Annotated in this window: 32 protein-coding genes and 4 tRNA genes; all 36 read right to left on the bottom strand. The window is 54.2% G+C overall.

Features of this window, described 5'->3' with window-relative positions:
* Positions 1-23: 23 nt before the first annotated feature.
* The gene (locus ACB496_RS12690; protein ID WP_371972725.1) at positions 24-1,097 is read right to left on the bottom strand and encodes a phage baseplate assembly protein; all 1,074 of its coding nucleotides are present in this window, start codon (positions 1,095-1,097) and stop codon (positions 24-26) included.
* Positions 1,094-2,464: a DNA circularization protein gene (locus ACB496_RS12695; protein WP_371972726.1), complete on the bottom strand. Its 1,371-nt coding sequence runs from the start codon at positions 2,462-2,464 to the stop codon at positions 1,094-1,096. The genes ACB496_RS12690 and ACB496_RS12695 overlap by 4 nt, the downstream gene beginning before the upstream one ends.
* Before the next feature lie 95 nt (positions 2,465-2,559).
* Entirely contained in the window at positions 2,560-3,261 is a 702-nt protein-coding gene (locus tag ACB496_RS12700; protein ID WP_174348967.1) for a hypothetical protein, read from the bottom strand.
* A 58-nt stretch (positions 3,262-3,319) separates the two neighbouring features.
* Positions 3,320-5,224, bottom strand: coding sequence for a hypothetical protein (locus ACB496_RS12705; RefSeq protein ID WP_371972728.1), 1,905 nt, complete (start codon positions 5,222-5,224; stop codon positions 3,320-3,322).
* A 105-nt stretch (positions 5,225-5,329) separates the two neighbouring features.
* Positions 5,330-5,662: a phage tail assembly protein gene (locus ACB496_RS12710; protein WP_371972730.1), complete on the bottom strand. Its 333-nt coding sequence runs from the start codon at positions 5,660-5,662 to the stop codon at positions 5,330-5,332.
* 1 nt (position 5,663) lies between these two features.
* Entirely contained in the window at positions 5,664-6,032 is a 369-nt protein-coding gene (locus ACB496_RS12715; RefSeq protein ID WP_103948395.1) for a phage tail tube protein, read from the bottom strand.
* A gap of 9 nt (positions 6,033-6,041) precedes the next feature.
* Positions 6,042-7,532: a phage tail sheath subtilisin-like domain-containing protein gene (locus ACB496_RS12720; RefSeq protein ID WP_371972733.1), complete on the bottom strand. Its 1,491-nt coding sequence runs from the start codon at positions 7,530-7,532 to the stop codon at positions 6,042-6,044.
* Positions 7,529-7,744 carry a DUF2635 domain-containing protein gene (locus tag ACB496_RS12725; RefSeq protein ID WP_371972735.1) on the bottom strand — a complete coding sequence of 72 codons (216 nt, stop codon included), beginning with the start codon at positions 7,742-7,744 and terminating at the stop codon, positions 7,529-7,531. Before ACB496_RS12725 ends, ACB496_RS12720 begins: the two co-directional genes overlap by 4 nt.
* 13 nt (positions 7,745-7,757) lie before the next feature.
* A complete protein-coding gene (locus ACB496_RS12730) occupies positions 7,758-8,339 on the bottom strand; it encodes an ATP-binding protein (RefSeq protein WP_371972736.1) in 582 nt (193 codons plus the stop codon).
* The gene (locus tag ACB496_RS12735) at positions 8,336-8,677 is read right to left on the bottom strand and encodes a hypothetical protein (protein ID WP_371972737.1); all 342 of its coding nucleotides are present in this window, start codon (positions 8,675-8,677) and stop codon (positions 8,336-8,338) included. The genes ACB496_RS12730 and ACB496_RS12735 overlap by 4 nt, the downstream gene beginning before the upstream one ends.
* On the bottom strand, positions 8,664-9,305 hold the full coding sequence (locus ACB496_RS12740) for a hypothetical protein (RefSeq protein WP_371972738.1): 642 nt from the start codon (positions 9,303-9,305) through the stop codon (positions 8,664-8,666). The genes ACB496_RS12735 and ACB496_RS12740 overlap by 14 nt, the downstream gene beginning before the upstream one ends.
* 136 nt (positions 9,306-9,441) lie before the next feature.
* On the bottom strand, positions 9,442-10,500 hold the full coding sequence (locus ACB496_RS12745) for a major capsid protein (RefSeq protein ID WP_371972739.1): 1,059 nt from the start codon (positions 10,498-10,500) through the stop codon (positions 9,442-9,444).
* A gap of 78 nt (positions 10,501-10,578) precedes the next feature.
* Complete coding sequence (locus ACB496_RS12750) at positions 10,579-10,983, bottom strand: head decoration protein (RefSeq protein ID WP_371972740.1); 405 nt, start codon at positions 10,981-10,983, stop codon at positions 10,579-10,581.
* 2 nt (positions 10,984-10,985) lie between these two features.
* Positions 10,986-11,597: a hypothetical protein gene (locus ACB496_RS12755; RefSeq protein WP_371972741.1), complete on the bottom strand. Its 612-nt coding sequence runs from the start codon at positions 11,595-11,597 to the stop codon at positions 10,986-10,988.
* On the bottom strand, positions 11,590-12,450 hold the full coding sequence (locus ACB496_RS12760; protein ID WP_103948639.1) for a S49 family peptidase: 861 nt from the start codon (positions 12,448-12,450) through the stop codon (positions 11,590-11,592). Before ACB496_RS12760 ends, ACB496_RS12755 begins: the two co-directional genes overlap by 8 nt.
* Positions 12,447-14,120, bottom strand: coding sequence for a phage portal protein (locus ACB496_RS12765; RefSeq protein WP_371972742.1), 1,674 nt, complete (start codon positions 14,118-14,120; stop codon positions 12,447-12,449). Before ACB496_RS12765 ends, ACB496_RS12760 begins: the two co-directional genes overlap by 4 nt.
* 1 nt (position 14,121) lies before the next feature.
* Positions 14,122-14,382 (bottom strand): gpW family head-tail joining protein, encoded by a 261-nt coding sequence (gene gpW / locus ACB496_RS12770; protein WP_371972744.1) that lies wholly within the window; start codon positions 14,380-14,382, stop codon positions 14,122-14,124.
* A 4-nt stretch (positions 14,383-14,386) separates the two neighbouring features.
* Positions 14,387-16,501 (bottom strand): phage terminase large subunit family protein, encoded by a 2,115-nt coding sequence (locus ACB496_RS12775; RefSeq protein ID WP_371972746.1) that lies wholly within the window; start codon positions 16,499-16,501, stop codon positions 14,387-14,389.
* The gene (locus ACB496_RS12780) at positions 16,443-17,006 is read right to left on the bottom strand and encodes a hypothetical protein (RefSeq protein ID WP_371972748.1); all 564 of its coding nucleotides are present in this window, start codon (positions 17,004-17,006) and stop codon (positions 16,443-16,445) included. The genes ACB496_RS12775 and ACB496_RS12780 overlap by 59 nt, the downstream gene beginning before the upstream one ends.
* 295 nt (positions 17,007-17,301) lie before the next feature.
* Positions 17,302-17,952, bottom strand: a complete 651-nt coding sequence (locus ACB496_RS12785; RefSeq protein WP_371972750.1) for a hypothetical protein — start codon at positions 17,950-17,952, stop codon at positions 17,302-17,304.
* A complete protein-coding gene (locus ACB496_RS12790; protein ID WP_103948298.1) occupies positions 17,945-18,442 on the bottom strand; it encodes a hypothetical protein in 498 nt (165 codons plus the stop codon). The genes ACB496_RS12785 and ACB496_RS12790 overlap by 8 nt, the downstream gene beginning before the upstream one ends.
* Before the next feature lie 156 nt (positions 18,443-18,598).
* On the bottom strand, positions 18,599-18,790 hold the full coding sequence (locus tag ACB496_RS12795; RefSeq protein WP_103948297.1) for a hypothetical protein: 192 nt from the start codon (positions 18,788-18,790) through the stop codon (positions 18,599-18,601).
* Positions 18,791-19,116: 326 nt separating this feature from the next.
* Positions 19,117-19,644, bottom strand: coding sequence for a hypothetical protein (locus tag ACB496_RS12800; RefSeq protein WP_371972751.1), 528 nt, complete (start codon positions 19,642-19,644; stop codon positions 19,117-19,119).
* Between the two features lie 2 nt (positions 19,645-19,646).
* Positions 19,647-19,805 carry a hypothetical protein gene (locus ACB496_RS12805; protein ID WP_371972752.1) on the bottom strand — a complete coding sequence of 53 codons (159 nt, stop codon included), beginning with the start codon at positions 19,803-19,805 and terminating at the stop codon, positions 19,647-19,649.
* Position 19,806: 1 nt separating this feature from the next.
* The gene (locus ACB496_RS12810; protein ID WP_133159673.1) at positions 19,807-20,034 is read right to left on the bottom strand and encodes a hypothetical protein; all 228 of its coding nucleotides are present in this window, start codon (positions 20,032-20,034) and stop codon (positions 19,807-19,809) included.
* Positions 20,035-20,049: 15 nt separating this feature from the next.
* Positions 20,050-20,331, bottom strand: a complete 282-nt coding sequence (locus ACB496_RS12815; RefSeq protein ID WP_371972753.1) for a hypothetical protein — start codon at positions 20,329-20,331, stop codon at positions 20,050-20,052.
* Between the two features lie 246 nt (positions 20,332-20,577).
* Positions 20,578-21,042, bottom strand: coding sequence for a hypothetical protein (locus tag ACB496_RS12820; RefSeq protein WP_371972754.1), 465 nt, complete (start codon positions 21,040-21,042; stop codon positions 20,578-20,580).
* 85 nt (positions 21,043-21,127) lie between these two features.
* Positions 21,128-21,202: transfer RNA gene (locus tag ACB496_RS12825), tRNA-Gly, on the bottom strand.
* 2 nt (positions 21,203-21,204) lie between these two features.
* Positions 21,205-21,281 (bottom strand) — tRNA-Arg (locus ACB496_RS12830).
* Between the two features lies 1 nt (position 21,282).
* Positions 21,283-21,357: transfer RNA gene (locus ACB496_RS12835), tRNA-Ile, on the bottom strand.
* Between the two features lie 913 nt (positions 21,358-22,270).
* Positions 22,271-22,346: transfer RNA gene (locus ACB496_RS12840), tRNA-Thr, on the bottom strand.
* Positions 22,347-22,660: 314 nt separating this feature from the next.
* Entirely contained in the window at positions 22,661-23,284 is a 624-nt protein-coding gene (locus ACB496_RS12845; protein WP_371972755.1) for a hypothetical protein, read from the bottom strand.
* On the bottom strand, positions 23,281-23,583 hold the full coding sequence (locus tag ACB496_RS12850) for a Ref family recombination enhancement nuclease (RefSeq protein WP_371972756.1): 303 nt from the start codon (positions 23,581-23,583) through the stop codon (positions 23,281-23,283). The genes ACB496_RS12845 and ACB496_RS12850 overlap by 4 nt, the downstream gene beginning before the upstream one ends.
* 148 nt (positions 23,584-23,731) lie before the next feature.
* The gene (locus tag ACB496_RS12855; protein ID WP_371972758.1) at positions 23,732-23,905 is read right to left on the bottom strand and encodes a hypothetical protein; all 174 of its coding nucleotides are present in this window, start codon (positions 23,903-23,905) and stop codon (positions 23,732-23,734) included.
* A gap of 406 nt (positions 23,906-24,311) precedes the next feature.
* On the bottom strand, positions 24,312-24,467 hold the full coding sequence (locus ACB496_RS12860; RefSeq protein WP_371972759.1) for a Hok/Gef family protein: 156 nt from the start codon (positions 24,465-24,467) through the stop codon (positions 24,312-24,314).
* A gap of 211 nt (positions 24,468-24,678) precedes the next feature.
* Positions 24,679-24,945 carry a hypothetical protein gene (locus tag ACB496_RS12865; RefSeq protein WP_371972761.1) on the bottom strand — a complete coding sequence of 89 codons (267 nt, stop codon included), beginning with the start codon at positions 24,943-24,945 and terminating at the stop codon, positions 24,679-24,681.
* Positions 24,946-24,964: the final 19 nt, after the last annotated feature.

The following is a 24,964-nucleotide window of genomic DNA, read 5'->3' on the forward strand; positions in this document are numbered from 1 at the left end:
GATCATTTGCAGTAGCGGGTCTCTCATGAATAATTCAGCTCCATAATGTTGCTGTAGAACTGGTAAGGCTCAACCGTGAAGGCCTGCGCCGGCATCAGCATCATTTCAGCGGTCGTGCCGCGATTGTCTTTCTGAAAGGTCACCTCCCCCAGCAGCCAGGCTTCATTGTTAAGATTCAGCTGCGGAGCCGTGATCGGAATTAAGGTATTAGGCTCCCAGAGTGTCCCGGCGGTATCCCGCCAGCTGTCCACAGTGACATGCAGTACGCGGGAACGACCAAAGCGCCGGTTCATCTCCCAGTCGATGTACTGCTGTGCGGCCCCGTAGGTGTTGAGCGTACTTTCAATCAGCACGGCCAGATTCCGGTAACGCATCGCGGCCATCTCCGGATCGCTGGCCGTGGACAACGTGACGGAGGCATAAGCATCGCCGGCGGAGATTTCTGTCACCGCCGTCGTGGGCATAGAGATCCCGGTATATTCCGAGTAACGCTCATCGCAGGAACTGCTGTACCAGGCTTCCTGAATATTCGTTCCCACCGCCACACCACTGGCCGCTTTCCGGGTCCCCACCCGCGTCAGCCACAGACTGCCATCCGGCAGGTCGTAATACAGCAGCGCCGCCCAGCGCATCATTCTGTCTATAACCTCCTGCGACGACTCCCCCCAGTTAAGCGAGAACTGGGGCACGTTCTGCAGGTCGGTAATGTCGGTTCCAACGCTAATCCCGTAAGGGGTCGCCAGCTTTTGCGCGATCTGTAACGGGGTGGCCTGCTCAATCACGTTGTTAGGCCAAATCGCGGAACAGTCCACCAGGTCCTGACACTTACCCCGACCGCAGGCGTGTACCTCGTGCCGGGAGGGGCCAATGGTGGCGTCCCAGCGATCGATATATCCCGTCACCACGCTGTCATCCCCCAGGCGAACCACGCACGGATCGCCAGGGGCCACCAGCTGCTTATCATCCGAGCCGGGGTAGTAATCCATCAGGGACAGGGAAAAGTCTGAGGGCAGGCGCTGGATACTGCGCGTCACGCGGATTTGGTCCCAGCCTGAAATCAACCGGCCCCCGACTTCCAGAGTCAGTTCGTCACTCATTCGCTTAACACCTTCAGGGTTCGTGGCATAAATGCCGGATGGACAGGGCGGGCCCTGTCGGTAAGCTCATCAGTACGCCCTGCATCCTGGTAGAGCCTGTTGGCAAGGTACAAAGCGGGTAACGTGGCATTAAAATGCTGCACCACCACCGGAGCCAGGTTTGCCCCGCGCGTCTGCAGCAAGGAAATCGTGTTCGTGCGCAGTATCATCAGCGCCTCATAAAGGCTGTCTTCGCCGCTGTCACCGGCCGCCAGCATGGCGTTATCGAGGGTATCGCTGACGTTCATCAGCAGGGTCATCGCATCGTCATAACTGCGCAGCGGAACCAGGGCGGCAGCGGCCGCCATTGCACCGGCCGTCAGGATAGTCATGTAGCGAACAGTAATGTCGGAAACCTGCGTTTCGCCGCCCGGGGGATGCCACTGTGGATCGGTAAACCCGGACAGTATCTGCAGGGCCTGAACGCGATCCGCCGGCGACGGGATAACCAGTTGCAGGCCGTTGACCACGTTCAGAACATCATGGGCATAGGATTCAGGCGTGTAATCCTCTGACAGCGCTGACAGACTTCGCTGAACGGCCATCGTGTGCTGCACAGTGGACGCCATGGATTTTTGTACTTCAGCAGACGGCGACGACGCGCTGAATGAGCCATGGTTATAGCGACCGTAGCGGTCAGGGCTGAACACGTTATGCAGCGAGTTACCCAGATTGCTGGCTGACTGCATGGTGCTGGTCACGCTGCGGATCCAGAAATCGGCCGTGTTCTGCAGGGTTTTTAACGTCCCATTGAAATAATTGAGCGTACCGTGGATCTCACCAATGAAGGTGCTGGCCGCCTCGGCGGCCACAGACAGCCAGGAGGTTTGAACGGTCGAGGCCGCATCTGTGGAGCTGGTAATGGCAAACACACGCAGGCCAGATTCAATGACCGTCAGCGTGAAAGAGAACGTCCCTCCCGCGAGACTTTCCGTGATTTTGAGCCCCCCGTCAGGCACGCTGACGGTCAGCTCTCCCAGCGTAGGATGAACGAGCGTGCCGGCACTCCCCGTTTCACAGGCAGCAATCAGGGAATCCCGCTGCGTCATGACGTCCGGTGCGGTGTAAAGCCGGCTGCTCTGCACCAGAAACCCGTTCAGGGTGATCCGCCGCGTACTGCGGCCTAAATCTTCCACCCAGGCCTGATCGCGATACGGGTATTCATGTACAGCCTGGCGACGGCCAAAGCTCCCCTCTCCGCCCTCGACCGCAAACGGTACGTCGCGAAAGGTGGCCTTATGAAGGTGTTCCTGCCATTTCCAGCTGTCCCCGGAGGGACCAAACAGCGAATCTTTTGCTGAATTAACGGCATCGTGGATTAAAGTCATCTTTTCTCCAGCCACAAAAAAGCCCGCATTTAAGCGGGCTGGATACATAAATTTAATTCATTACAAAACCGAATGAGTTACAAGATATAGTTTATTCAACCACCATCAATACAATCCGCATATACGGACCAGTATTTATCCCTTGTATTGACAATGCAGACCTTCTTCTCGGAATTGTCATAGAGATATGAATGTGAGAATGATTTATTTTCATCATCTCCTGTTCTTTCGACCACAACACCTTTATCTGTTACTGCGGAAACAGAACCATCAGTAATAAACTTATGATACTTTATTCGTATTGAGCTATTGCCTTCCATTTGTAAAACATGGACCGCGCCGGATGTAGCCCACGCATCAGTTTCAAAATAAAGCCGTGCAGTCCTCCAGTCATACCCTGTCACCTGCATGTTATACAGGGTTTTCTTTGGGTCATCCCAGTCAGGCTTGCCTGAGTCCATAACTTCAGCAGTGACAATGTCACCGTCTTTATTAACAGAGGCGGCCATGATTTTAGTATGATCATACTGTGAACCATCGCCGTCAGTCCCAATCGTGTAGTAGTTTATATTGCCAATGCCATCAAATACCGCTGACGTTATATCCCATGGACCTGATAGCTTTTTAGTTATGTTTTTGTTCGCAAAACATGCACCAAGCGGCTTGGTGGGGAAGTTAGGCGCATCCATAGGGAAATAAATACTCTGAGCATTCTCCCTACATATTGAATCCGAGTAATTATTCCCAGCCAACACCTGAAATGACAAAGCAATAAGTGGAAATATTAATATCTTCATAAAAAACCTTAATCAATGATGTAAATACAACATTACCACATGGTTACTTAACCAATATTTAATAAGGACTCATTGAAGCAGTAACCTTTCCACCAAACGGAACCACAACACGCTTCTTCTCACCATCAGGGCTGGTAAGAAGAACTTCGATCTGTGTTTTTCCATCCTTTCCAGCCTGGTCAGTAATTTCTTTCAGGGCCTTCGTCAATTCCGCCGTTTGATCTGGTGTAATGATGCCAGATTGCTCACCCTGGCTACGTTGCTCCTGTAAATATTCCGGGTTTCGCTTGCCACTCCATCGAGGATCCATAATGGCATCATTAATGCCGGTATCTATTTCCGAACGGCTAAACGGCTGCGTCCCCTGCTCATGCTTTATCATCGCGGGTAACAGTCTCTTCAGTACATCCGGGGAGTGAAGGTCAATGTTTTCTCCCGGTTTTAAACCGGAATCACGCGAAACATCAGAAACATACGCACTGACATTATTCTCACTGGATGGCGCAAAGGTCTTAATAACATCATTTACTGTATGCTTACCGTTATCACCATATAAAAACAACTGTCTTGCCGCTGCAGCCAGGCCATCCCTATCCGAGCCGAACCGGGAAAAGGAACCACTTTTCCCGGCATACACCTTGCCGGTTTCATTTGACGCGGCACGCAAATTAACCGGGTTATGATTACGCAGTCCCAGCGCATTATTTCGTGGCTGGTCAAACATGGAATTATTGGCCGGCGGCACACCTGCTTTATCAGTGTGGGTCACGGCATTCATATCCTGCAGCAGCAGACCAGCCTGATCGGTTGCTCCGTACGCGCTGTCATAGCGCTTTTTCACCGCATCGGTATAAAACCCCGCATCTACAGCCCCACGCTCACGCCGGGACAGGCTGTTATAGAGCTTTTTATCACCCTGCATACGCCGGAGTTTAGTGGCATTCTCGGTGCTGATGAACCCCATGGCGTGAGAGAGCCCGGTGAAATCGCCGTTAGTAAAAAGATCGGCCACACCGTCAAGACCATCTTTAACACCAGACTTAAGAACGGTATGTTTGCCAACGGTGACGTCATTCATCATTCCACCGAAAAGGTTGCTTTTCGTTCTGTTTTTCAGCCCCTCCCAGGATGCGCTGATCTCATTGAGGGAATCATTCAACCCACTCAGTTTCTGAACCGTGTCATCAGAAAGGGTCAGACCCAGCGTATCGGATTTTGCCAGAAGCTCTTTGTAATGCGCCCCATCACGCAAAAGTGCCAGCATTTCTGGGGTGAGCCCCAGCGCATCGGATACCGTCTTTTGCTTTTGCGCGCCAATCGTCGGATATACCTTCGCCAGATTTTCCAGCGTTTTCATCGTATCCGCCGTATGGTCGGCGCGTTCCACGATGGGAACACCTATCTGGTTCAGTACGCCGGTAAGAGTGCTCTGGCGATTGTTCATGGCATCGGTTAATGACCGGGATAAGGCTTCAACCGAATCCCGCGCCTTGTTGGTGTCAGCCCCGAGAATACGCATTCCCCCGGCCACCTGCGTCAGATCATGAATGCTCATTCCCGCGTCCATCGCCTGAACATTCAGGTTATACGCATCTTCAGCGGCATCTTTCATGCTGCCGGCAAGGGACGCGATCCCCTGACCCACGCCGTAAGCAACCGCGCCACCCACGCCTATTTTGGCGATAGCACCGCCATAACGGCCGGCGAGCTCGCCGGCGAGTTTCAGCGGTGGCACCATATCGCCAAAATACTGCACACCGCTTTTCGCGAAGGTATTGATTTTCGACAGCCGGCTCCCAAGGTCATCCAGGCCTTCAATGGTCTTTTTCCCTCCCAGCTGTACCTTACTCCCGGCTTTATCAAGGTTGGGGAGCATTTTCGCTACAGTCGCTTCCAGCTCTTTAATGGTGGCGCTGGCCTCATCCTTAGCGACCAGCTCAAAGTCAAAACGATTACCCGCCATCACCACTCCTGATTTTGTTGATCCGGAGCGCCTGACGCTCCCAGTATTTCGCCTGCCTTAAGGTCAGGGGGCCGACATCGGCCGGCCCCCACTTCCAGTAAAACGTCAGGTTGGCTCTGAGGCGTCCCCGATCTCCTCGCCCTTCTCCGGCGGCACCCACGTCAAAAAACGGGTTAACCACACCTCGCAGCGCTTGTAGTCCCGGAATTTCAGTTTTCTCACAGCAGGGCGCGGCACACCGGACACCAGCGAAATCAGCAGCCCCATGCCCGAAAGCAAACTGTCTTCCTTTCCTCTTTCCTTGTAGAAATTGTCCACCTCATCCAGAGAGGGCTCCCTCAGCGTGATCTCATCGTATTCACGGTGTTCTTTGCCCATAGAAATCGGGTGGCTGAGGGGGATCGTTTCCTCTTCCGGTAATTCGTAGATATCCTGCATATCAGCTCTCCTTCACGCTGCCGGTCATGCCTTCCCACTTCACGGTGAACAGCGCCTCTTCACTGTCCACCTCCTGCGGATCCGTCGTCCACATCCCGCTCCCGGTCAGGGTCTTGCCGTTGGCAAGCTCCACTACCAGCGTCACGTTTGTCATGTCGTTGTAGTCCGACAGCACCGTATTCCCCGCGTCACGTACCTGGCAGGAAATATAGGGGGCGACAAACGTCTCTTTGTAACCGTGGATCCCGTCCATCCCGATCAGCGTCTCTCGCTTCACGCGCCCCGTGGCATACTTGAACTGACCACCGACCATAATGGTCGAGCCGTCCACTGATACGTAGGCCGTACCGGCCAGTAAATTGTCACTCATCGTTTATCCTTACGCTGCCGGCTGCAGCCTGAACTGATTCATAAGCGCCACGATGCGCAGCTGGTTCACCAGGATGCCATCCCACAGCACATCTACCCGGTTCGGGTTTTGCCTGCTCTTTGTGACCAGAAGTCCCGCCGCAAAGGCGTCGCTGTCCTGCACATAGCCATCAAACTCCAGCTGCGTGTAACGTGACAGCAGCTCGCCTTTGATGATTTTGGGCGTCACAATCGGTGAGCCGGCGCGGAAACGGGTCCCGTCATCCACCAGTTTCATCCGGCCAAACTTCGACGTGATAAGCGTTTTCAGGTCACGCGTGACAAACATCAGGGTGAACAGGGTCTCCACTTCCAGATAGCTGTCATCCGGCGCGCCATAGGCGTTTTTCTGATACGTGGTGATGAGGTTCTCAACCTGAATCGTCCCGTCATCCTGCACCGTATAGCTCGCGATCCCACTGTGCAGGAGGTTGTTACGTTCGGGCTGGTCAAACTGGGAGATAACCGGCGGGGCAAGAACGCTGTATACCGGCAACGTCTGAACCGGACGACCCGGATCGGTTCGCAGGCTGCTCGCCACCGCGCCGGTATAAGCGGCGCTCCACAGCCAGGCCGGGGACGGTGAGTCATAAACACCCATCAGGGATTCATGCTGATTGTTCCGCGCCTCCCCCGTCGCCGTCAGCTGGCCGTAGGTCCCGGTAGCCGTAGCAAACACGTGCCCGTAAATCTGCTTCTGATAGCTCCACCGCCCCGTGCTGTCATTCATGAACTGCTTCAGGGTGTCGAGGCTGGTTGTGTCGGTGTAGGGCAGCACAATAAAATCAAACGGCTTGTCCTTCAGACTCGACAGCGCATCCAGCAGTTCAGGTGTACCCGCCCCGCCGCTCATGGCCGTCAGATCAACGGTCATGCCCGCCGGCGTTTTCTCACCGCCAGCGCTGCCCTGGTAGTTCAGCCGCAAATCAATACTGTTGCCGGCATCGCCCTTATTTTTGGCCGTCAGCGTCACCGTCGCGGTCCCGGATGCCTCCGCGCTCGATGCCGTAACCGGAAGGCTGGCATTAGCGTTAATGGCCGTTGCCAGTGCAGTACCAATGACGGCCACGGTATCTGTTGTCACGACCGTCAGCGGAACACGAATACCGCCGATGTACAGCGATAACACGCCGTTTTCAGTGGGGACGGTGCTGATTGCCACACTACCGGTGGCCGCCGCATCGTCATCACCATCTTCTAACGGCAGCAGATAAACATCCCCGCCGGTGTCGTTATCCATGTAGACGCGGGCCATTTCTGCCACCATGGAGCCCGCCCCCGCCAGTTCAGTTGCCATCTGAGAGGAGCCACAGGGCACAGCGATACCTGGCGGCGTGGTGCCGGCAGTCAGCATCTGCCCAATCAGCAGCGTGCGCTGTACGGCCTGCGCCGTGTTCGCCTGGCTGTTATCCATCGCCGCCCAGAACAGCGGCGTGCGAAGATTCGAATCAATTGCGCTCATGCCTCAGGCTCCTTATCGTCTTTTACGGTATTTTTAGGCGCGTTTTTTGGGGGGGCGACGCTGGTTTTTTTGACCACCTTCACCACATCGCCATCACGCAGGCGGTTTCGCCAGAAAATGGCGTCATCGGGCACTTCTGCCCCTTCTTCAGGCAAAAGGGAGCCCTTCACCGGGCAGCGAACCAGCCGCCCCGGCGCAGTTTTTACAAACATGGGATACTCCTGATTAAGAATCAGTATTGTTGGATGTGAGATCCGGAGCCTGTTGGGGAAATTTGATATCCAGACCAGGACGCGCGGTGCCGTCCGGCATAGCTATTTCCAGATGCAGCTCCTGCAACTCGTCACCCTCGATGGGGTAAAAGTCGTCAGGTCCCTGGAAATACTCGATATCCATCTGAATGACGAGCTGCCCGGTGTGGGCCTCGCCTTCCGGGCTCAGGTTAAGCTGTGATCGGACATGCTTAATCTGTTGCGTGAAGCGGGTTATCTCGTAGCTGTTAATCACAGCCCGTTCGATTTCCTCCTTCAACCGCTCCAGATTCAGCTGCACCTTCATGGCCCCATCATCGTCCAGTTCGCCGTCGAGCTCCTCAAGCCTGGCGGCTATCTGTAGCGTGGTGACGGTATCGAACTGGGGAGAATTACGGCCTTTGGAAAACTTCTCCTCATAGACCGTCTGCACCAGAATGAGCGGGTAATCCCGGCTGCGGGTAGCCCAGTCTCGCGGGGAATAGACGCGGTGCTCTGCGAGTGTCTTTCCCCTGATAGCCTGAACGGCCAGCTCCCGGAGTCTGGCTGAATTCATGGCACCTCCCTGACTTTGTTCAGTTCAAGACGGCTTCCGCCATGGCTGTCAGGCTGCACATCCGCCACCTTAAACAGCGTCCGGACGCGGGGGATATAGAGCATATCCCCCTGCACTGGCGGAGACTCAAAGGCGCTGTCCCGAACCCCCAGCACCGGCCGCGTGGTGTTCACGGTCGGGCCATTATCGTCGATGGGCTCAACGTCCACGGTGTACGCGCGGTCAAAGATGCCGGTGATGGCAAACGCCGCCCCGTGCCGGGGCCGGTACTCCACCGGCTCCCCGAAAACACCGTGACAGGGACCCAACAGTTTATTATCCCAGTCAACCGGTCCCATGATTACGCTCCGGATTTCTTCGCGTTCTTGCCTGCGGCATTTTTAGCCGCTGCGTTGCTGGTCTTCTGGCCTGCACCAGCTGCACCAGTATCGTCGCCGGCAGAACCGTCACCCGCTGCACCAGCACCGTCGCCGGCAGAACCATCACCCGCTGCACCAGTATCGTCGCCGGCAGAACCATCACCCGCTGCACCAGTATCGTCGCCGGCAGAACCGTCACCCGCTGCACCAGCACCGTCGCCGGCAGAACCATCACCCGCTGCACCAGTATCGTCGCCGGCAGAACCATCACCCGCTGCACCAGTATCGTCGCCGGCAGAACCGTCACCCGCTGCACCAGCACCGTCGCCGGCAGAACCATCACCCGCTGCACCAGTATCGTCGCCGGCAGAACCATCACCCGCTGCACCAGTATCGTCGCCGGCAGAACCATCACCCGCTGCACCAGTATCATCGCCGGCAGAACCATCACCCGCTGCACCAGCACCGTCGCCGGCAGAACCGTCACCAGCGGCACCAGTACCGCCGCCGGCAGAACCGTCACCAGTGGCACCAGTACCGCCGCCGGCAGAACCACCACCATCCGGATCATGAAGCAGGCCGCGCACGACTGACAGATCCAGAACAAAACCCATCTCCTCCAGGCGGATGGCTTCATTTGGCGGGAGATTGATACGGCTGTGCTGCCCGTATGTTTTACCGTCATGAACTACGCTGCGGCCTTTGGTTACCACCATTTCAATTAATCGGGTCATGGAGTCTCCTTAAACCACTGTGGCACACAGGGCGGCGTTGACACGGCTGGGAATAACCAGCGGGGCAGACTGCATCAGCAGAAAGCGTTGCGCCGGGTCTTTCTCGGTCCAGGTCTTCGGTGCATAGGCCATGGCGCCATAGTCAAAATCGGGATCGAGAATGGCGCCATAAGCACGCGTCCCCATCAGGTTTGGACCGGACATAATCACCGCCCCATCTGTCAGCATCGGTTTTTCTAAATCATCAACCGGATCTATAAACCAGTCGTTGTACAGCCACAGGTCGAACTGTCCCCAGCGCCCTTTATATACGGCCCCCTGCTCCACACGCGCGCCCGCATCCACCTGGTTACCGTACGGGCTCAGAGCCGGGAACGTAATCGCGTTATCTTTGATAGTGGTATCGAGACGGAACGCCGCCCAGGAAGCATTGGTGAAAATCAGGTCGGTGGCCACCGCTCCGCTTTTTTGCAGAATGAGTGTCTGCCAGCGCTCAATGTCCTGCGTGGGCAGGTTATTGGTTGCGCCGGCCGCAACGGCCAGCGGCCATTTGTCCGCACCAGAAAGTGCGATCGTCAGTGCCGGATCGCGCTGAAAATCAATGACCTCAGGGTCCAGTCCTTCCCCCACAACAGTAATGGTGCCGGTCATCATTGCGTTGGCGGCCATCCACTCCTGCCGGCGGTTCAGAACATCGACCTGATCGGACATCTCAAACATCATGTTTAACGCAGCTTTATCTGACGCCGGAATATTGCCGCCGATCTGCTCACCAATCTGGCGGCGGATAGGCTTACGCAGGTCAGGGACGCGCTTGTCCTTAACGTAAGGCGGTTTAAATACGTTGGTCTGGTAACGGCGGCTTTCTACCAGCTTGCCCGCCACCAGAGGGGAGCAGAACGGAGCCATACGACGACGGCCCACATCCACATCGATGGCGACAAACTCCGTATCCGACTCAATGACGTTCGGGAAGAACTTATCCAGAAGAAAGTTCTGGGACGTCATCAGGTTCGGCACCACCTCGACCAGCGTCAGGGTGTCGTAAATATTGAATTGATGATCCATTAAAAACCTCGATAAAAGAATGTGCGAAGCCCTGCCGGATGAACGGCATAGCCACACTAAAAAGGGATTAGCTAAAAATCAGGAGGCCGGAGCCTGCAGGCTGTCACGCAGGAAAATAGAGAACGGACGCAGGGCCGTTTTCAGTGCCGGGATCGTCCAGCTGCTGTCAAAGGTGATACGGTTCTGGTTAAAGATCCCCAGCTCATAAATGCCTCCGCGAACGGTAGCACCGCCCGGAGTGACATTATCCACCAGCACGGCGCTGGGCACTTCGCTGCCATCGGTGGCGGTTTTTACGCTCAGGACATACACCCCGGTCGCGGTGATTTGACCCAGAATGGTCCCACGCACCAGCGGGTTGGCTCCGCCGATATCAACGGTGTCCGTCACCAGCTGCAGGTTACCTGCGATCAGCTGGTCGGGCACATACGTATAGCTCTGCATCCCCGGTGTACACGGGTTATCGCCAATGATTTCAACCATGATTATTTCCTTTTCCCGGAGAGATTCTGATACTGGCTGACCAGCGCATTAAGGCCGCCCTGCTGTCGCGTATCCTGTCTAAGTTTCGGCAGATTTTCCGCCCGCATACGATCATCGAGACTGATTCGGCGCGGCCCTGAAGGTGCCGAAACCGGTGGGGCGGTGTTTTCCATCACCTGAATAGCAGCGGCGGAACTCATACCGGTATTGAACGCCAGAGAGGCCGCCAGCGCAGTGTTTCCGGCGGAGTGAGGACTGCCGAAAATGCGGGCGCAGCGGGTACGTTCGTCCATACGCGCCTTTTTGTCGGCCGGGTCATCGACATTATCGTCGCCGTCATCGTCTTCACCCTCCACGTCCGAATTTTCATCCGCGCGTCGGGCGCGGGCTTTACTCTTCTTCGCCTTACGGCCCTGTTTATCCGGATTGTCCGGGTCTTCAGGATCATCAACTGCGTCAGGGTTGTTATCCGGATCGTCCGGATTATCATCCACACGACGCCCACGCGTCTTCCCCTGAGGCTGGGTGTCGTCCACCAGCTCCGGATCGTCCTGGTTATCCTCTTCCAGCCTGCGGGAGGCTTTCCCGCCGAGAAGGTGTCCAAATTTAAACATGACTAACTCCTGTTGTTGTTAACAGCTCATAAAATGCGTCATCCGGGGAGAGCACGGCATCAGCAAAACCGAGCCTCACCCCTTCCTCCGACAGCAGGCACGCCGCCTGTGTGTTCCTGACCACGGAAGCCGCCAGCCCGCGATTACGGGCCACGGTGTCCACAAACAGCACCCCGGCGGCATCCACTTCGGCCTGTATTCCTGCACGCGCCTGGTCACTCAGCGGGCGCAGGGAATTGGTTTCGGCTTTACGGTCACCGAACGTGATAATGCTGACCTGCAGGCCCTCCTTCTCGATACGCTGTGACCAGTCGCAGTGAATGACAATGCAGCCAATCGAGCCCACACCACCGGTGCGGGGAACCACTATCCTGTCCGCCGCACTGGCGATGGCGTAAGCCGCTGAGTAAGCGCTTTCGGTGAGAATGGCGTGTATCGGCTTTTTCCCCCGACTGGCGTAAATCAAATCCACCAGGTCAAAGCAGCCGCCCACTTCACCGCCCGGCGAATCCACATCGAGACAGATCGCCGTGACCTCCGGGTCATGCAGGGCATTCAGAAAGGACTGTCGGATACCGTCATAGCCGGTCATGCCGCTGTACGGCCGCAGGCTTCCCAGCTTCTGAACCAGCGTGCCATGGACGGGGATCACCGCCACCCCTTCCAGTACGTCATAGCCGGTCTCCTTACCCTTACGCCGGAAGGGTTTTTCTTCTTCATCTGACCAGGCACCAGCCGACACGCGGGCAATACCAAAGCGCTCCATCAGCGCGGTCATCACGATTTCCGCCTTAAGCGGGTGGAGCATCAGCGGCGTGTTAAACACCCGCTGGGCGAGATGGGGTAGATTCACTTTTCCTCCGGATCTTTTATCGTTTCAGGGGCCATCACATTGGCCTGCGCCCAGCTCGGCGGCGGCATCCCCTTTTCCTTAAAGTAATTAATTTCAAAGCTTCGCTGGTCCACTACCTCTTCCCAGTCCGCCCCCATGCTCTCAGCCACCTCCTGCTCCATAGTGGAAATACCGGCATCGAGACCGAGGATCACCCCCTTCTTCTCCGCAACCGGGTCAACCCAGCCACGTCCCGGCCCCTGCCAGCGGGCGCGCGAATAGGCCGCACGTGCCTCGGCAAAGTCCGGCGCGTTTCGGGGGAGCGGGAGATCGTGAAATTCGTGCAACTCTTCCATAAAGGCCACCAGCACAGGCTGGGCAAAACCGGAGCCAAAGTCCTCGCGTCGCCGGGTCAGCGTTTTCCATGTTTCCAGCATGGCCGCGCGGGCCGAACTGTAATTCACATCAGACCAGTCCTGGCTGATTTGCTGGGCAGAGAGCCCCGTCGCCGCCGCAAGATTGCGCAGCATGGCGCTTTCAAAGTCAGCAAAATTGCTGTTTGGCCGCTGCGCATCCACCGTCCCGATTTCTTCACTGGGCCACAGCTTCATGATCCCCACCCCATGATTCATCATCAGGCGGTTGTCACTGTAATAGTCTGCGCGGGCATCCTGATAGCCGGTCCAGCCTTCCGCGTTCGCCACATCTGTAGCAGTGTCGCCCAACGCTTCAGCGGCCACGCTCGGGTCAAACGGCGACTTGAGATAAGCCCCGAACACGGCGTTGAGGATTGCGGCTTCAAGCTCACTCTGGTCATACTTTGTGAGCATCTTCATACGCTGCACAATCGGCGTCAGTAGGCCGACACCTCGATGTTGCGCGCCCCGGTCGTGGTCAAAGTCGTGCACCATCACCGGGCGGCCCCAGCGGGTTTCACGAGGAATACGCTGCCAGATAACCGTTTCCGGAGCACTCCACCAGTCCCCCATATGAGCCTCCCGGATGTGGTAAAACACCGGCGCGCCGTCATCGTCGATTTCCACCCCACCGCGCATGTACTTGAGATCCATCATCTGCTGCGGGTTACTCAGCCGGTCCGGGTCGATGATCTGCAGGGTGGTGGCGAACTTCGCTTTTCCATACCCGAGACGCTCCGGGCGGTACTGCAGATACCCCAGCGCATCACCGTCTATCAGCTTGTGCCGGAAGGCCAGTCGCAACTGCTGTGAGATAGTCAGCTGGCGCTCCACATCACACCAGCGCCCCGGATCCGAGACCCAGCTGCGCCATGCGGCCTCGACCGCGCGTTTGTATTCCCGTGACCAGCCAATATCAAACGCACTGTTACCGCTCATGTGCGCCAGCGCCCGGTAGTCCGGACTCAGTATCGGCCTGAAACTCGGACCCACAACGTTATCCTGGGTGCGGGTGATAATCCCCGCGCCCCAGCCGTCATTGCGGACCAGATCACGGGTACGCGATACCATCCGGTCACGGTACGGGTTGATTTCATTGTCCGGAGACCAGAGGGACGGTCGCCAGTTAGCCATCTGGTCGCTGGTCACATCTGCCGCGTCGTAAGCAATCCCCCGGTTTCCCGCCAGCGCTGCGTTCCGGCTACGACCGGAGGGAGGAAGTGCCTTTGGCGGAAGCGGATGGCCATCCGGTCCTAACAGTGTAATTTTGGTCATATCAGTACCTGAATCGTTGATAGCGACTACGCGGGCCACAGTAGATGCCAAGCCTTATCTGAATGTCCCGAATAAACTGATTCAGGTACTCCAGGCTCGTTGCCTTGTACGTCACAGAGCGGGTCCCGTCCCCCTGGGCATAGGAAAATGACACACCCATCTGCCCCAACATCATCTCGGTGTAGGCCTTTTGCGCAGCCGCAAGCGCCGCACGGAGCTGCTCCTGCGTCATACCCGCAAGCGGGCCACAGTTCGCTGTCATGGAATTACCTTGCTAATCGTTTATGGAGAGGGAGTTTTTTCGGTTTTTCCGGCGTCGCCGGCAGTTCTGCACCAGGCAGGCGCAGACTGTGTTTTTCCTCTGGTGCCGCCGGCGGCGGTAACAGGCTTTCAGGATTTGCGGCGACACTCTCCACCGTTGCGTTGAGCTTAAAGCCGATATGCATCAGACCGTGCAGAGCCGCGTAGGCGTATACCCTGCAGTCCAGGCCTTCGTTTGCCTTTCCGCCCGGCAACTCCCAGACGGTAAACCGATGACCACTGATTTCTTTCACCACCAGTCGCTCGGACAGGAGTTGTTCAAACCATCCCATGTCCCGGTCGGATGGATAATGCATATAGCCCGGACCGGGTGCCTCGATATGCAGACGGCCACGGACAGAATCCTTGGCGGAGTTCACCCCCAGTATCACAGGGCGGTATGACTTTTTACTTCGGGACGTCGGCTGCTTGTTCGGCCACACCGGCGAACGCTTACCATTACGGGCAGACTCCCCTTTTATGGCCCAGATACGCCGGGCCAGTCTGGCTTTTGCAAAGTCATAAACTTTCTGGGAGTGCGAGCCCCCGGAATCATGACAGGCGGCTTTGATAACAAAACCGCGACCGTCAGCCCGTCTCCATATTTGCTGCAGGTAAGCATCGAGACGCTCCCACGGTTCAGGGGTCTCCAGATCACCTTCAATCACGTCATAGGCTATGGACCAGGACTCTTCATCCCGCCCCCAGCCCACCACTTCAATTTCAAGTCGGTTATCCTGCGTGTCTATCCCGGCCGTCAGCACGGCCACACCGTCAGGCACCTCAGCCCCGTACACTTCACGCCGGGCCAGCAACACATCCAGCTGGATAGCCTTACCGTGCACCGGCCGGTGCGGCAGGCCCATCTGCGTGTTCCACCAGGCCTGTTCTTTATCCGGGTCACCTTTGGCCTTCAGGTATTTGCCCGCGATATCGGACGGTTTATCTTTCTGCCAGGGGCTGAACAGCTTCGACGCCTGAAAGCCGGCGTGAACATTACTCACCCGCAGCGCGCCACAGCACCGGCATCGGGCACGATAAACAGCGTGACGCTCGTCAGCAGACCATGACCAGACCCGCTCTACCGCTGTATCGTCGTTATCGCGCCAGATGTTTTCATATTCCATCAGTGGTGACTGCCTGACACCACAGCACTCAAAAGTGCGGGTCTGGTGCCAGCGAATAGTTTTCAGCGACCGGAGGCGATCCCCTTCCGACCAGGCCACACCGCAACTCTCGCAGTGCAGACGTGCCGTTTCAGGTCGGTGTCCGCCATCTTCATCTTTGGTCCAGTGCACATGTTTAAAAAAATCCGGGAACTGCCTGTGAGCACAGTGCGGACATTCCACCGACGCGCGGCGCTGATCTGAATCCGCGTAGCTGTCCGCAATCCGGCTTTCGTCTTCCACTGTGGGGGAGCAGGCACGAATGGAAAGCCAGTTCAGGCCAAACGTTGCGGTTCGCTCCTCAGCCAGGGCAATCGGATCCCCTTCGCGGGTGACGGGATATTTGTCCACCTCATCCGCCAGCAAGATACGAATGGGACGACGGGCAAGGTTATCGGGACTCCCTGCACCGGCCAGCGCCAGAAAGCCGCCGGTGAATGATTTATACAGCAGGGTCTCTTTCGAATTTTTCTGCTTGTTACCGCCCACCAGCTTTCTCAGGACCGGCGTGACGCGCAACATCGGGGTGATACGTTCTTTTGAGAATTGCTCAGCGGCGGCCTCTTTCGGCTGCAGTAGCAACATCGGACACGGATCCAGATGCGCAAAATACCCAAAAAGGTTTTCCAACAGCGCTGTTTTCATCAGCTGAGTGCAGCACATCACGGTGATGATATGGACCCCGGACTCCGTGGCCGCAAGCATCGGCCCCCTGGCAATTTCGACGGTCGCGGTTTCCCAGTTCCCCGACGTACTGCCGGACTCTTTGGCGAGCTTGCGGTATTCATCGGCCCAGTCGGGAACGCTTATTCTCGGCGGAGGAGTCCAGCCTTTACGGACGCTGGCCGCAAGGCGATCAGTCTTCCTCTGCGTTAAACTCAGGCTCTCCGAGGCTGGTAATGTGTTTGTGGACATGCTCAGCTAATACCTCGGTCATCCTGTCAGCAGGCACATCAAGATCGGCGGCCATCAAAGGGGCGACCCTTGCGGGCCAGTTCAGCCAGGAATCCCGCTGAGCCCGGAAGCAATCAAACAGCACCTTTTCGGCCTGCTCCAGCTCAATGAGCTGCCCGTCCTTTTGCTGGAACTCTAATTTGGTCAGCAGGGCAAGGTAGTTCTCTTTAACGCGGCTGGCCTCCTCTTTTGTCCAGCTTGCTCCGTTAGCCAGCATAAACGTCTTAACAAAAGAATCTGCACTATCGGGATCAGCGTCGCCTGTTTCGCTCCGAGGGGAGGGCTCTGACTTAGCCGCATTTTTGGTTCTGCCGTCAGTGCTGTTGCGCCAGAGAGCAACAGCCCGATCGCTTGCCTCAACGTCAATATCCTCACCTGAAAGAACGATGTATTTCCCCGCCTTAATCCAGCGAGAAATCGTTTTACGATCCACGCCAGCATGACGGGCGTAATCGATCCGGTTCATTGTAGTCATGGGACAAACTGGCCTCATCTTCGTGGGACATACCCGTGGGACATATGGTGGGACATACCTGCCAATGTCCCATGCAAATGTCCCACGTTCTAAAAGCAATAAATCCAGCAACCGCAAGGCTTACAGAAGATTATGCATAAGTATGCACGTGGGACATGGGACACAAACTCAAAAATTTTTAGCTAGAAAAACAACGCGGCGCGCAATGCCCGTGAAACAAAAAGTCGCCAGGAGGGACCCATTTTTGATCCCCTCCCCCGGTCTGTTATTGTCAGAAATAAACTCATCACTTAGCCGTTCTCAATGCCTCTGCCATCGCCTGGCTTAACGCTGATGGCATCAGCACCTCTGCCATTTTGTTTGCTCGCGCGAAGTAATCCAGATGCTCTTTAACGGGGAGTGCGTTACCGAAGCGAAGGAGTAGTTTTGGTGCTCGCTGCTTCTTCCGCTCGCGTCTCTCTCCGTTTGGTGAGCGCTTTCTCCTGCTCTTAACCTTTCTTCCTTTCCGGCGTTGCCATACACCATTAATAGACTTACCGGCTTTAGTTGTGACCGTACCAATAAAGTCATTGGGATTGGCTTTCAACTGCGCCAGCTTGTTCCTCGACAGGTTGCCGTACTTGTTCAGCCTGATGTTTTTGGGGTTCAGCAGCGCCTTACCATTCAGCTTATGAAGCCCGCCAAACTCAAACGGATCGAGATAGCTGGCCGCTGTATCCATCACGAAGACTTTGGCTGTCAGGTTTGTTTTGCGCGCAGCTGTCGAACGAACCGCATTCACAGTGAACGGTGTAGGGTTCTCCAGCTGTCGCTGCAGTCCTTTCTTCTCACCCTGCTCAATCTGGCGCGCTACATTCGTCAGCGCCTGCGCTGTCGCAAAGGGGATTTGCTTTCTGATGCCCCCCAGCGTGCTACGTAAGTCCTGCAGACTAGCCATAGTCTCCACCTCGTCCGGAAAAGTGTTTTTGCTCCTGTTTCCGCTGGTCCAATACTTCCTCCCAGTCTTCCCCTGACCGTTCTTCATGCTTTTTCAGCTTACCGCGCACAACAGAGGCGACGAGGTGAACAAATAAAGATGCCAGGACATAGCAAACCGCTGTGAATATCCAGCCGCTGTAGGCCAGCAGGACCACTGCTGCGATCAAGCACCCCCAGCCCCACACACGGATAACGATGTGCCTTTTCCTTGAAAACCGCTGCAGGGATTCAATGGTCGTCTTTAGGGACTCACCCACCAGCGATTCCAGCAAACTGGCGGCGACACCGATAAAACAGCTAATAAATATCCCCAACAAAATAAGGATCCAGAACGCAGCGGCCGCAATGCCAACAAACTGGCTATGGCCGGTGTATATGCCAAATATCATGGACGCCATAACTATGTAAAAAATGGCCGACATAAGCGCGCCGGTAATTAATTTCTTCATTGCGTTTCCTTTAAGGTGTGAGCCTGTCGTACAGAAATACCGCCCGAGAGAGGTCGCCACCTTTGACGGCATTCCTCAGGCTCACTACTGAAAGACTCTCGTGAAATAGCGCGTACGATGCGCATGAAAAGACCCCGTTACCACGGGGTTGAATGCTTATGACAGAGGGTTTGCTGAAGACAGCTCACCTTCATCAAACCACCCATCAACACCACGACCGTCGGCCGTCAGATAGTGGATTAAATATTGATTACTCGTACTGGCGTATTCAGCACGCCCCTTTACGCTGCCCTTTTCACCACTGATGGTGACCTGAACGGCCTGACCCAGTTCGTGTTTAAAACCCATATAATTTCCTAATTTTGATGTAAAAAAGCCCCGCAAATGCGAGGCTCGTTGGCTTATAAATTGACAGGACTGGCGCTACTCAAGCAGGACCACAATCCGTGAAGATGTGTTTTGAGCCCTTATCCACGCAACCGTGGGCGGGGTAACTTTCCACACTCCGGGCTCAAGGATAAAACCCTCTTCATCAGCTGCAGGCTCTGCCACCGAGGGCACAACCCGGACCGCATCATGAAAGACTTGTAGCGTTGCCGTCTGGGTGCCATTAGTGAGGCTGACCCAGTTCTTATCCAGTTCAATAGTCGGAGCATCTGATGCCATAATTACCCCTAAATACCCAGCAGCGTTTTCACTGCGTCTTTATCCTGACAGGCTATCAACTGCCCGCCGAAAGACGTGATTTTGCTTATTTCGACCACATTGGTTCCCATGAAAACCCTGTACTGCGGCTGGAACAACACAAGCTTGTCGCTCCCGTCGATAGTGATGACATTCATTAAACTCTCAGAATCATCACGAACGCTAATCGCTATCTGCCCACGATTATTGACTGTGCCGGTTGCCTTGATAGCGACGTCAATTACACCGTCATCCTCGCCAAAATAGAACGCGATAACGTTGGCATCGGTCTGCTGTACAGACTTAAGCACCAGCTGGTGATTGAGCTGAAGTTTTCCGTCCAGAACCTGATCGCCGCTAGAGCCCATCGCAGAGATCAGCGCAAGCAGTGTCGGAACATCGACGGCCAGCAGAATATCTTTTCCCAGTTCCGTTGCGTCGGTGATATCAGCGACAGTTACCGAGCCACCAGCAGCAGCGGCTTTTCCAATTATTCTCCCAGCCTGTTCTATAGGCATGATTACTCCCCCACCTGGCAAACTACGACCGCATTACCGTTCACCAGCACGCGGGTAAAACTCATCTGGTCCGTTGAACTGATTTGCACGCCGAGGTATCGCTGAGACACGCAGCCGGTGAGCAAATACGACAACGCCAGACACAGCATCAGCGTTCTCATATCAGTTTCCTTTGCAGACTTGGCTTTCGCCGGGGTTGGTATCGATGCAAGCTGACCCGTTCGGGTACGTCACTACCACCGTGTTATTCGGCTGTACCTCAGCGTTGGTAACGCCCTGGCCTTTCGCACCGTTGACGTGGGTGAACGACACAGCAGAACAGGCGGCCATCAATACAATCGCAGCCACCAGCAGACCGTTAATCAACAGACGCCTGTTTTTCTTCTTCATAACGCCCCCGAAGAACTAAAGCGAGATGGAGAGCGACGGGAAAAGAATGCTCTGCAGAGTCGCATCCGCATCTTTCTGTTTTTGTTTAGCCTGCTCCAGATTGTGGGCAGCATCGGCAGTAACAGCTGTAGAAACCACCAGCGCCTTTTTAGAACGATCAACCTGGCGATCGGCTTGCTGCTTATTACTCAAAGCTGCGCGCTCTTTTTCCTGCTGTGCTCTCAATGAATCACCGGCGCAACCGGATAGCGCGCAGATGACTGCAACGCCAGTGATGGCGATAATAATTGTATTCATAGTCTCTCCATATATAAAAAGGCCGCGCATAAGCGCAGCATCATAATTAGTGCCAAAGCATGCCTTGCGACGTTTACCTTGCCAGATATATTTTCGAATACCCAGAAACGAGAAAACCCGCTCAAAAGCGGGTTTCTTATTACTCTTGCAACAAGTCAAAATTGAGCGAAATATGGTTTATCTTTTAGCCTTTAAAATAGTAGTGATGATTCAGTGTGTTAAAAAATTATAATATCCACCGAGCTATCAGATTTTTTTCTTTTCCACGTGGCACTGGTAAGTCGTGCCTCCATGTTCTCCGATAAACCAATCGACTGCCTGTCCGGAAAGTCGATTAATTGTCACATGCGAAACAACACCCCATTTTTTGTTATCTCGTGTTGCTTCAATAGTGTACTCAATGCGTTCGCCCGTGATAGTCGGCTTAACTACACGAAACCAAGTATCATCTCTCCCTTGGTTTTCACCATCGATATCAATTATGACTGCACTGCTGAACCACTTTGTGGTTTTTCCATTTCCAACACACGAGTTTCCAGAATCAGTACTAATGTCAAAACACACTTTATCCCCGGATAAAAATGGCGAAGGCCAGATACCAGTTGCCGACTGATCGTCAGGATTCTGTGGCAGACATACCAAAGGTATTGACTCTGAAGCCACCCCTGACAAACTAATAAGCATTAAGAGCGCAGTGCATAATTTCTTCATTGTTAACTTCCTCATCCTTGGTGATATTTCTGAAAATATCCTAGTAAACATTTGGCCGATAGTCATGCCTCGCTAACTGCAATTATGGAGCGGCCAGCGGGAATCGAACCCGCATCATCAGCTTGGAAGGCTGAGGTAATAGCCATTATACGATGACCGCATTGGTACGCTGTACTGGAGTCGAACCAGTGACCCTTGCCTTCGGAAAGCAATACTCAGTCCATCTGAGCTAACAACGCATGGTGGCCCTTGCTGGATTTGAACCAGCGACCGGGCGATTATGAGCCGCACGCTCTAACCACTGAGCTAAGGGCCTTAAAGCTGTTGTGATGCGGGGTGCCTCCCCGTGAGCCGTTGGTCAGCAGCCATGACTCGCAATCGACAGACTTTGCTACATACAGGTAAAGATTGCTGGTTTGCCCCTCCGCACAGGGGGATTCATCACAACAAGTAAACGCACTGTCCCGGCGAACCCAAACGCCGGGATTCATCCCTGCAGAGCGTTTACTTGTTGAATGAATTGGCAGGTCCAATTTTTCTTCCTCAGTTGTTGTGATGCCTGGTGCCTCCAGGTGGACCATAGGTCAGCCACCCGGTCCGCGCTTTATTGATGTGCTTAGCTGTAATAACAGGCCGTGCTTTTACTGTTTACGCCTCGCCGCATAGGGAGATTCATCACAACAAGAAAGTGTACTGTCTCAAGTTTTCCTTCGACTCGGCTTCATCCATGCCAATACACTTACTTGTTGAATGTTCTAAAAATTACTCATGTTCAAGTAGTTAGTAGTTAGTAGTTAGTAGTTAGTAGTTAGTAGTTGTGATGCCGGGTGCCTCCCGGTGAGCTTGACTGCTCGCATAACTAACGTTAACCATTTTTTATATGCCCCACCGCATAGGGGGATTCACCACAACAAGGAAACGCACTGTCCCATCGTGCCCAACGCATGGGATTCATCCCTGCAGTGCGCTTTCTTGTTGAGTGAACTGCACATCCAATTCGTACTACTGTGAGCTGTTGCGATGCCGGGTGCCTCCCGGTGAGGCTTTGGTCAGTAGCCATGCCTCGCAATGTTCAGTCTCACCAAAACGGGTATCACCTGTTTGCACTGGTTCTGCCCCACCGCTTAGGGGGATTCATCACAACAGGGAAGCACACTGACCGCACTCCAGCCAGAGTGAGGCTACCCCACGCAACCTTTGTCAGTGCGCTTTCCTGTTGCTGAATTTTTGGTGCCGACTACCGGAATCGAACTGGTGACCTACTGATTACAAGTCAGTTGCTCTACCTACTGAGCTAAGTCGGCGTGTGAGGGATAATGGAAACGGGAAATAATCATGGCAACCCCTGACTAACAACTAGTTACCTGATTAATCAATTAATTACATTATTGCCGAGATACCGTATTTACCGTCTACTCTCTAGATAGCAGAAAGCCCACGCGCTAGCGTGGGCCTTCTGCATATCGTGAAACCAGACAGCCAGGGAGGCCGCGCAGGATCGTCAGATAATAAAAAACCCCGCCGGAGCGAGGTTTCAAATTGTTGTTGCTTATTATCACTGCCATCACGGTGCAGCTCTGCCAAGCATGACTGAATTATCGACTATTTTTACCTGTTTTCAAGGTTTATTTTCACGGACCCTTTTTATCTCAGCTTTCATCGACAGAAAAACCGCACTGCTAAAATGTGATACACACCACCTCACCCGGTCTTCCGCCTGCTTTCGGGTTAACCAAGGAGCGACTCTCTGAAGATACCGCGCTATGTCACTAATACGTTTGCGCCCGGCATAAAACGCAACGCCTACAACATAAACCGGGTCGTCATTCTTAAGCGCGGACAAAATGCACTTCTCCACAAAATCACCATCGTCTTTTTTCATCTGGGCATCGAGAGAATCCGACAGCGTAGGCTTTGGCCAGAGAATACCTTTTGCCATTTTCAGCAGGTCTTCTCCCCTGTATCCAATTTTCCGCAGACCTTTAATCGTATCGGTGATCCGCTTTGCAGCAGCATCTGACCACTCATCACCCTGCAAATCATTCCAGAATCCCCCACCGTCCAGACGGGACTGTTCCGACGTTCTGCCGCCATAGCACTCACCCCATACTGTCAGAAGCGACTTTGTCCAGGCGCTTTGAATATCGGTCATTGGACGGTATTTACCCAGCCAGCTTTTGCGCGGCGCAGCTGCTGCATGTTCAAGGGCTTTGGTATGCGCTCTGCGCTGACGTGGGGTCATGCCTCACCTCCCAGTTCATAAAGTACCTGCACCAGCAGTTCGCTTTCGGTTCCGAAATTGTTTTCCCATGTCTGGCGGCCAGCATGAACTGCTTTTCCGTGGCCACCAGCTCGGTGATGAAAGGGACAAAGCGGAATAACATGGAAATTGTCAGCCCGCACCGATAAGCCCGTGCCTTTGCTGCAATGGTGGATTTCGGCTGGAGTGTCTTCAAAACCAAGATTTTTGCAGACAATACAACCCAGCTCAGTGACGCGAGACAGGTGGAGTTTTTCGGCTTTGGTTTTTGATTTGCTCATGCTGCACCGCCTGGGTGCGCAGAACAAACGAAAGCACCGCGCCAGTCGGTGCGGTGTGAGATAAGTACTACGTATAATGTCGCCATCACAATTCTCTGTAATGACGCTGCAGGTTGCTAGCTGTTCAGGCTAACGTTGCGATTATAGGTTACTTTTTTTTGATTTCCCACCCCAGCCTTTCTGCATATTCAATAAATGCTTCTAATGACAAGGTAATGTGGTCTTCTGGAATCAGTGCATATAACTGGATCTCGCCACCACTTACGCGCAGCAAAACCTTTCCGTCCTTAGGAAGCATTGGTTTCAATTCATCAAAGGTCATTTTCTTCATCCATTAGGTTTATTTACTCCTTCCGGAGGGCCTTCCATCGATGGCAATGCTTATGCGCGGTTAAGATTTATCCCAAATACAGCTTTAAGTCTAATAGGTGAGACAGATCGAATTACCACTTATCGATCTGTTATAACGATCAATCAATGCTTAAGTGTTACTTATGTTTACTATTAGCAATAGTGAAACGCTTCATCTCACTATCCTTATGATCAATACGGGATTTGTGCTTCAATGCGTGGTTAATTTCGGGGTTTTTATTGATGGTAACGATTAAAAACTTTCATATCTCGCGATAAAAAGAAACCCGCCATTGGCGGGTTATAGAGTGTGGGTGCGTTGAGGATACCTAAACCATAAAAAGAGTGGCGGGAGATCGCCCCCCCGCCGGTTGCTCTTACTTAACAGATTCGTAGGCTGTGAAGACAGCGACCTCCGTCTGACCGGTTCGGATTCGTACCTCGCAGAGGTCTTTCCTCGTGACCAGCACCGCCATAATGACGGTGATACAGATGACGATCAGGGCGATAATAATCGCCTTTTGCTGCTTCATAGCCTGCTACTCCTTGACCTTTCGGCCAGTAAGAGGCTACTCTAAATGTGTTCAGCATTAGATGTGGCCTCGGTTGATGTTAAGCGTCCAGCAAGACGCTCAATGTTTCCGGGGCTTTTCTCTATCTGCCATTCGGTGTTCATGCCTGAGACAGATAGCCTCAAGCACCCGACATGATTCTCTTTCATTCCCTAAATTTTTCAAAGCATTATTATACTGGTCCCTGCCGTTCCGTTTTATTGTGAACCTCCCACAGGCTTATACCGCAGCTGGCGACGAATCCCGCCAGATAATCCAGCCCTGACCATTCACGAATACCGCCACGCGCCGCCTCAACAAAAACGGCGATATCTTTATCGCGCCATACCCCAAATAATCGCCAGCCCCCATCTTCGGTTTTTACTGCTGCAATACGCTTAAGAACGCCAGTCTGGTACAGCTCCATAAAAGCGGGTTTCTTCCGTGTAATTATTCGCATAATGACAAACCTGAGATTT

Source organism: Lelliottia nimipressuralis, assembly GCF_041464075.1.
Classification (GTDB): domain Bacteria; phylum Pseudomonadota; class Gammaproteobacteria; order Enterobacterales; family Enterobacteriaceae; genus Enterobacter; species Enterobacter nimipressuralis.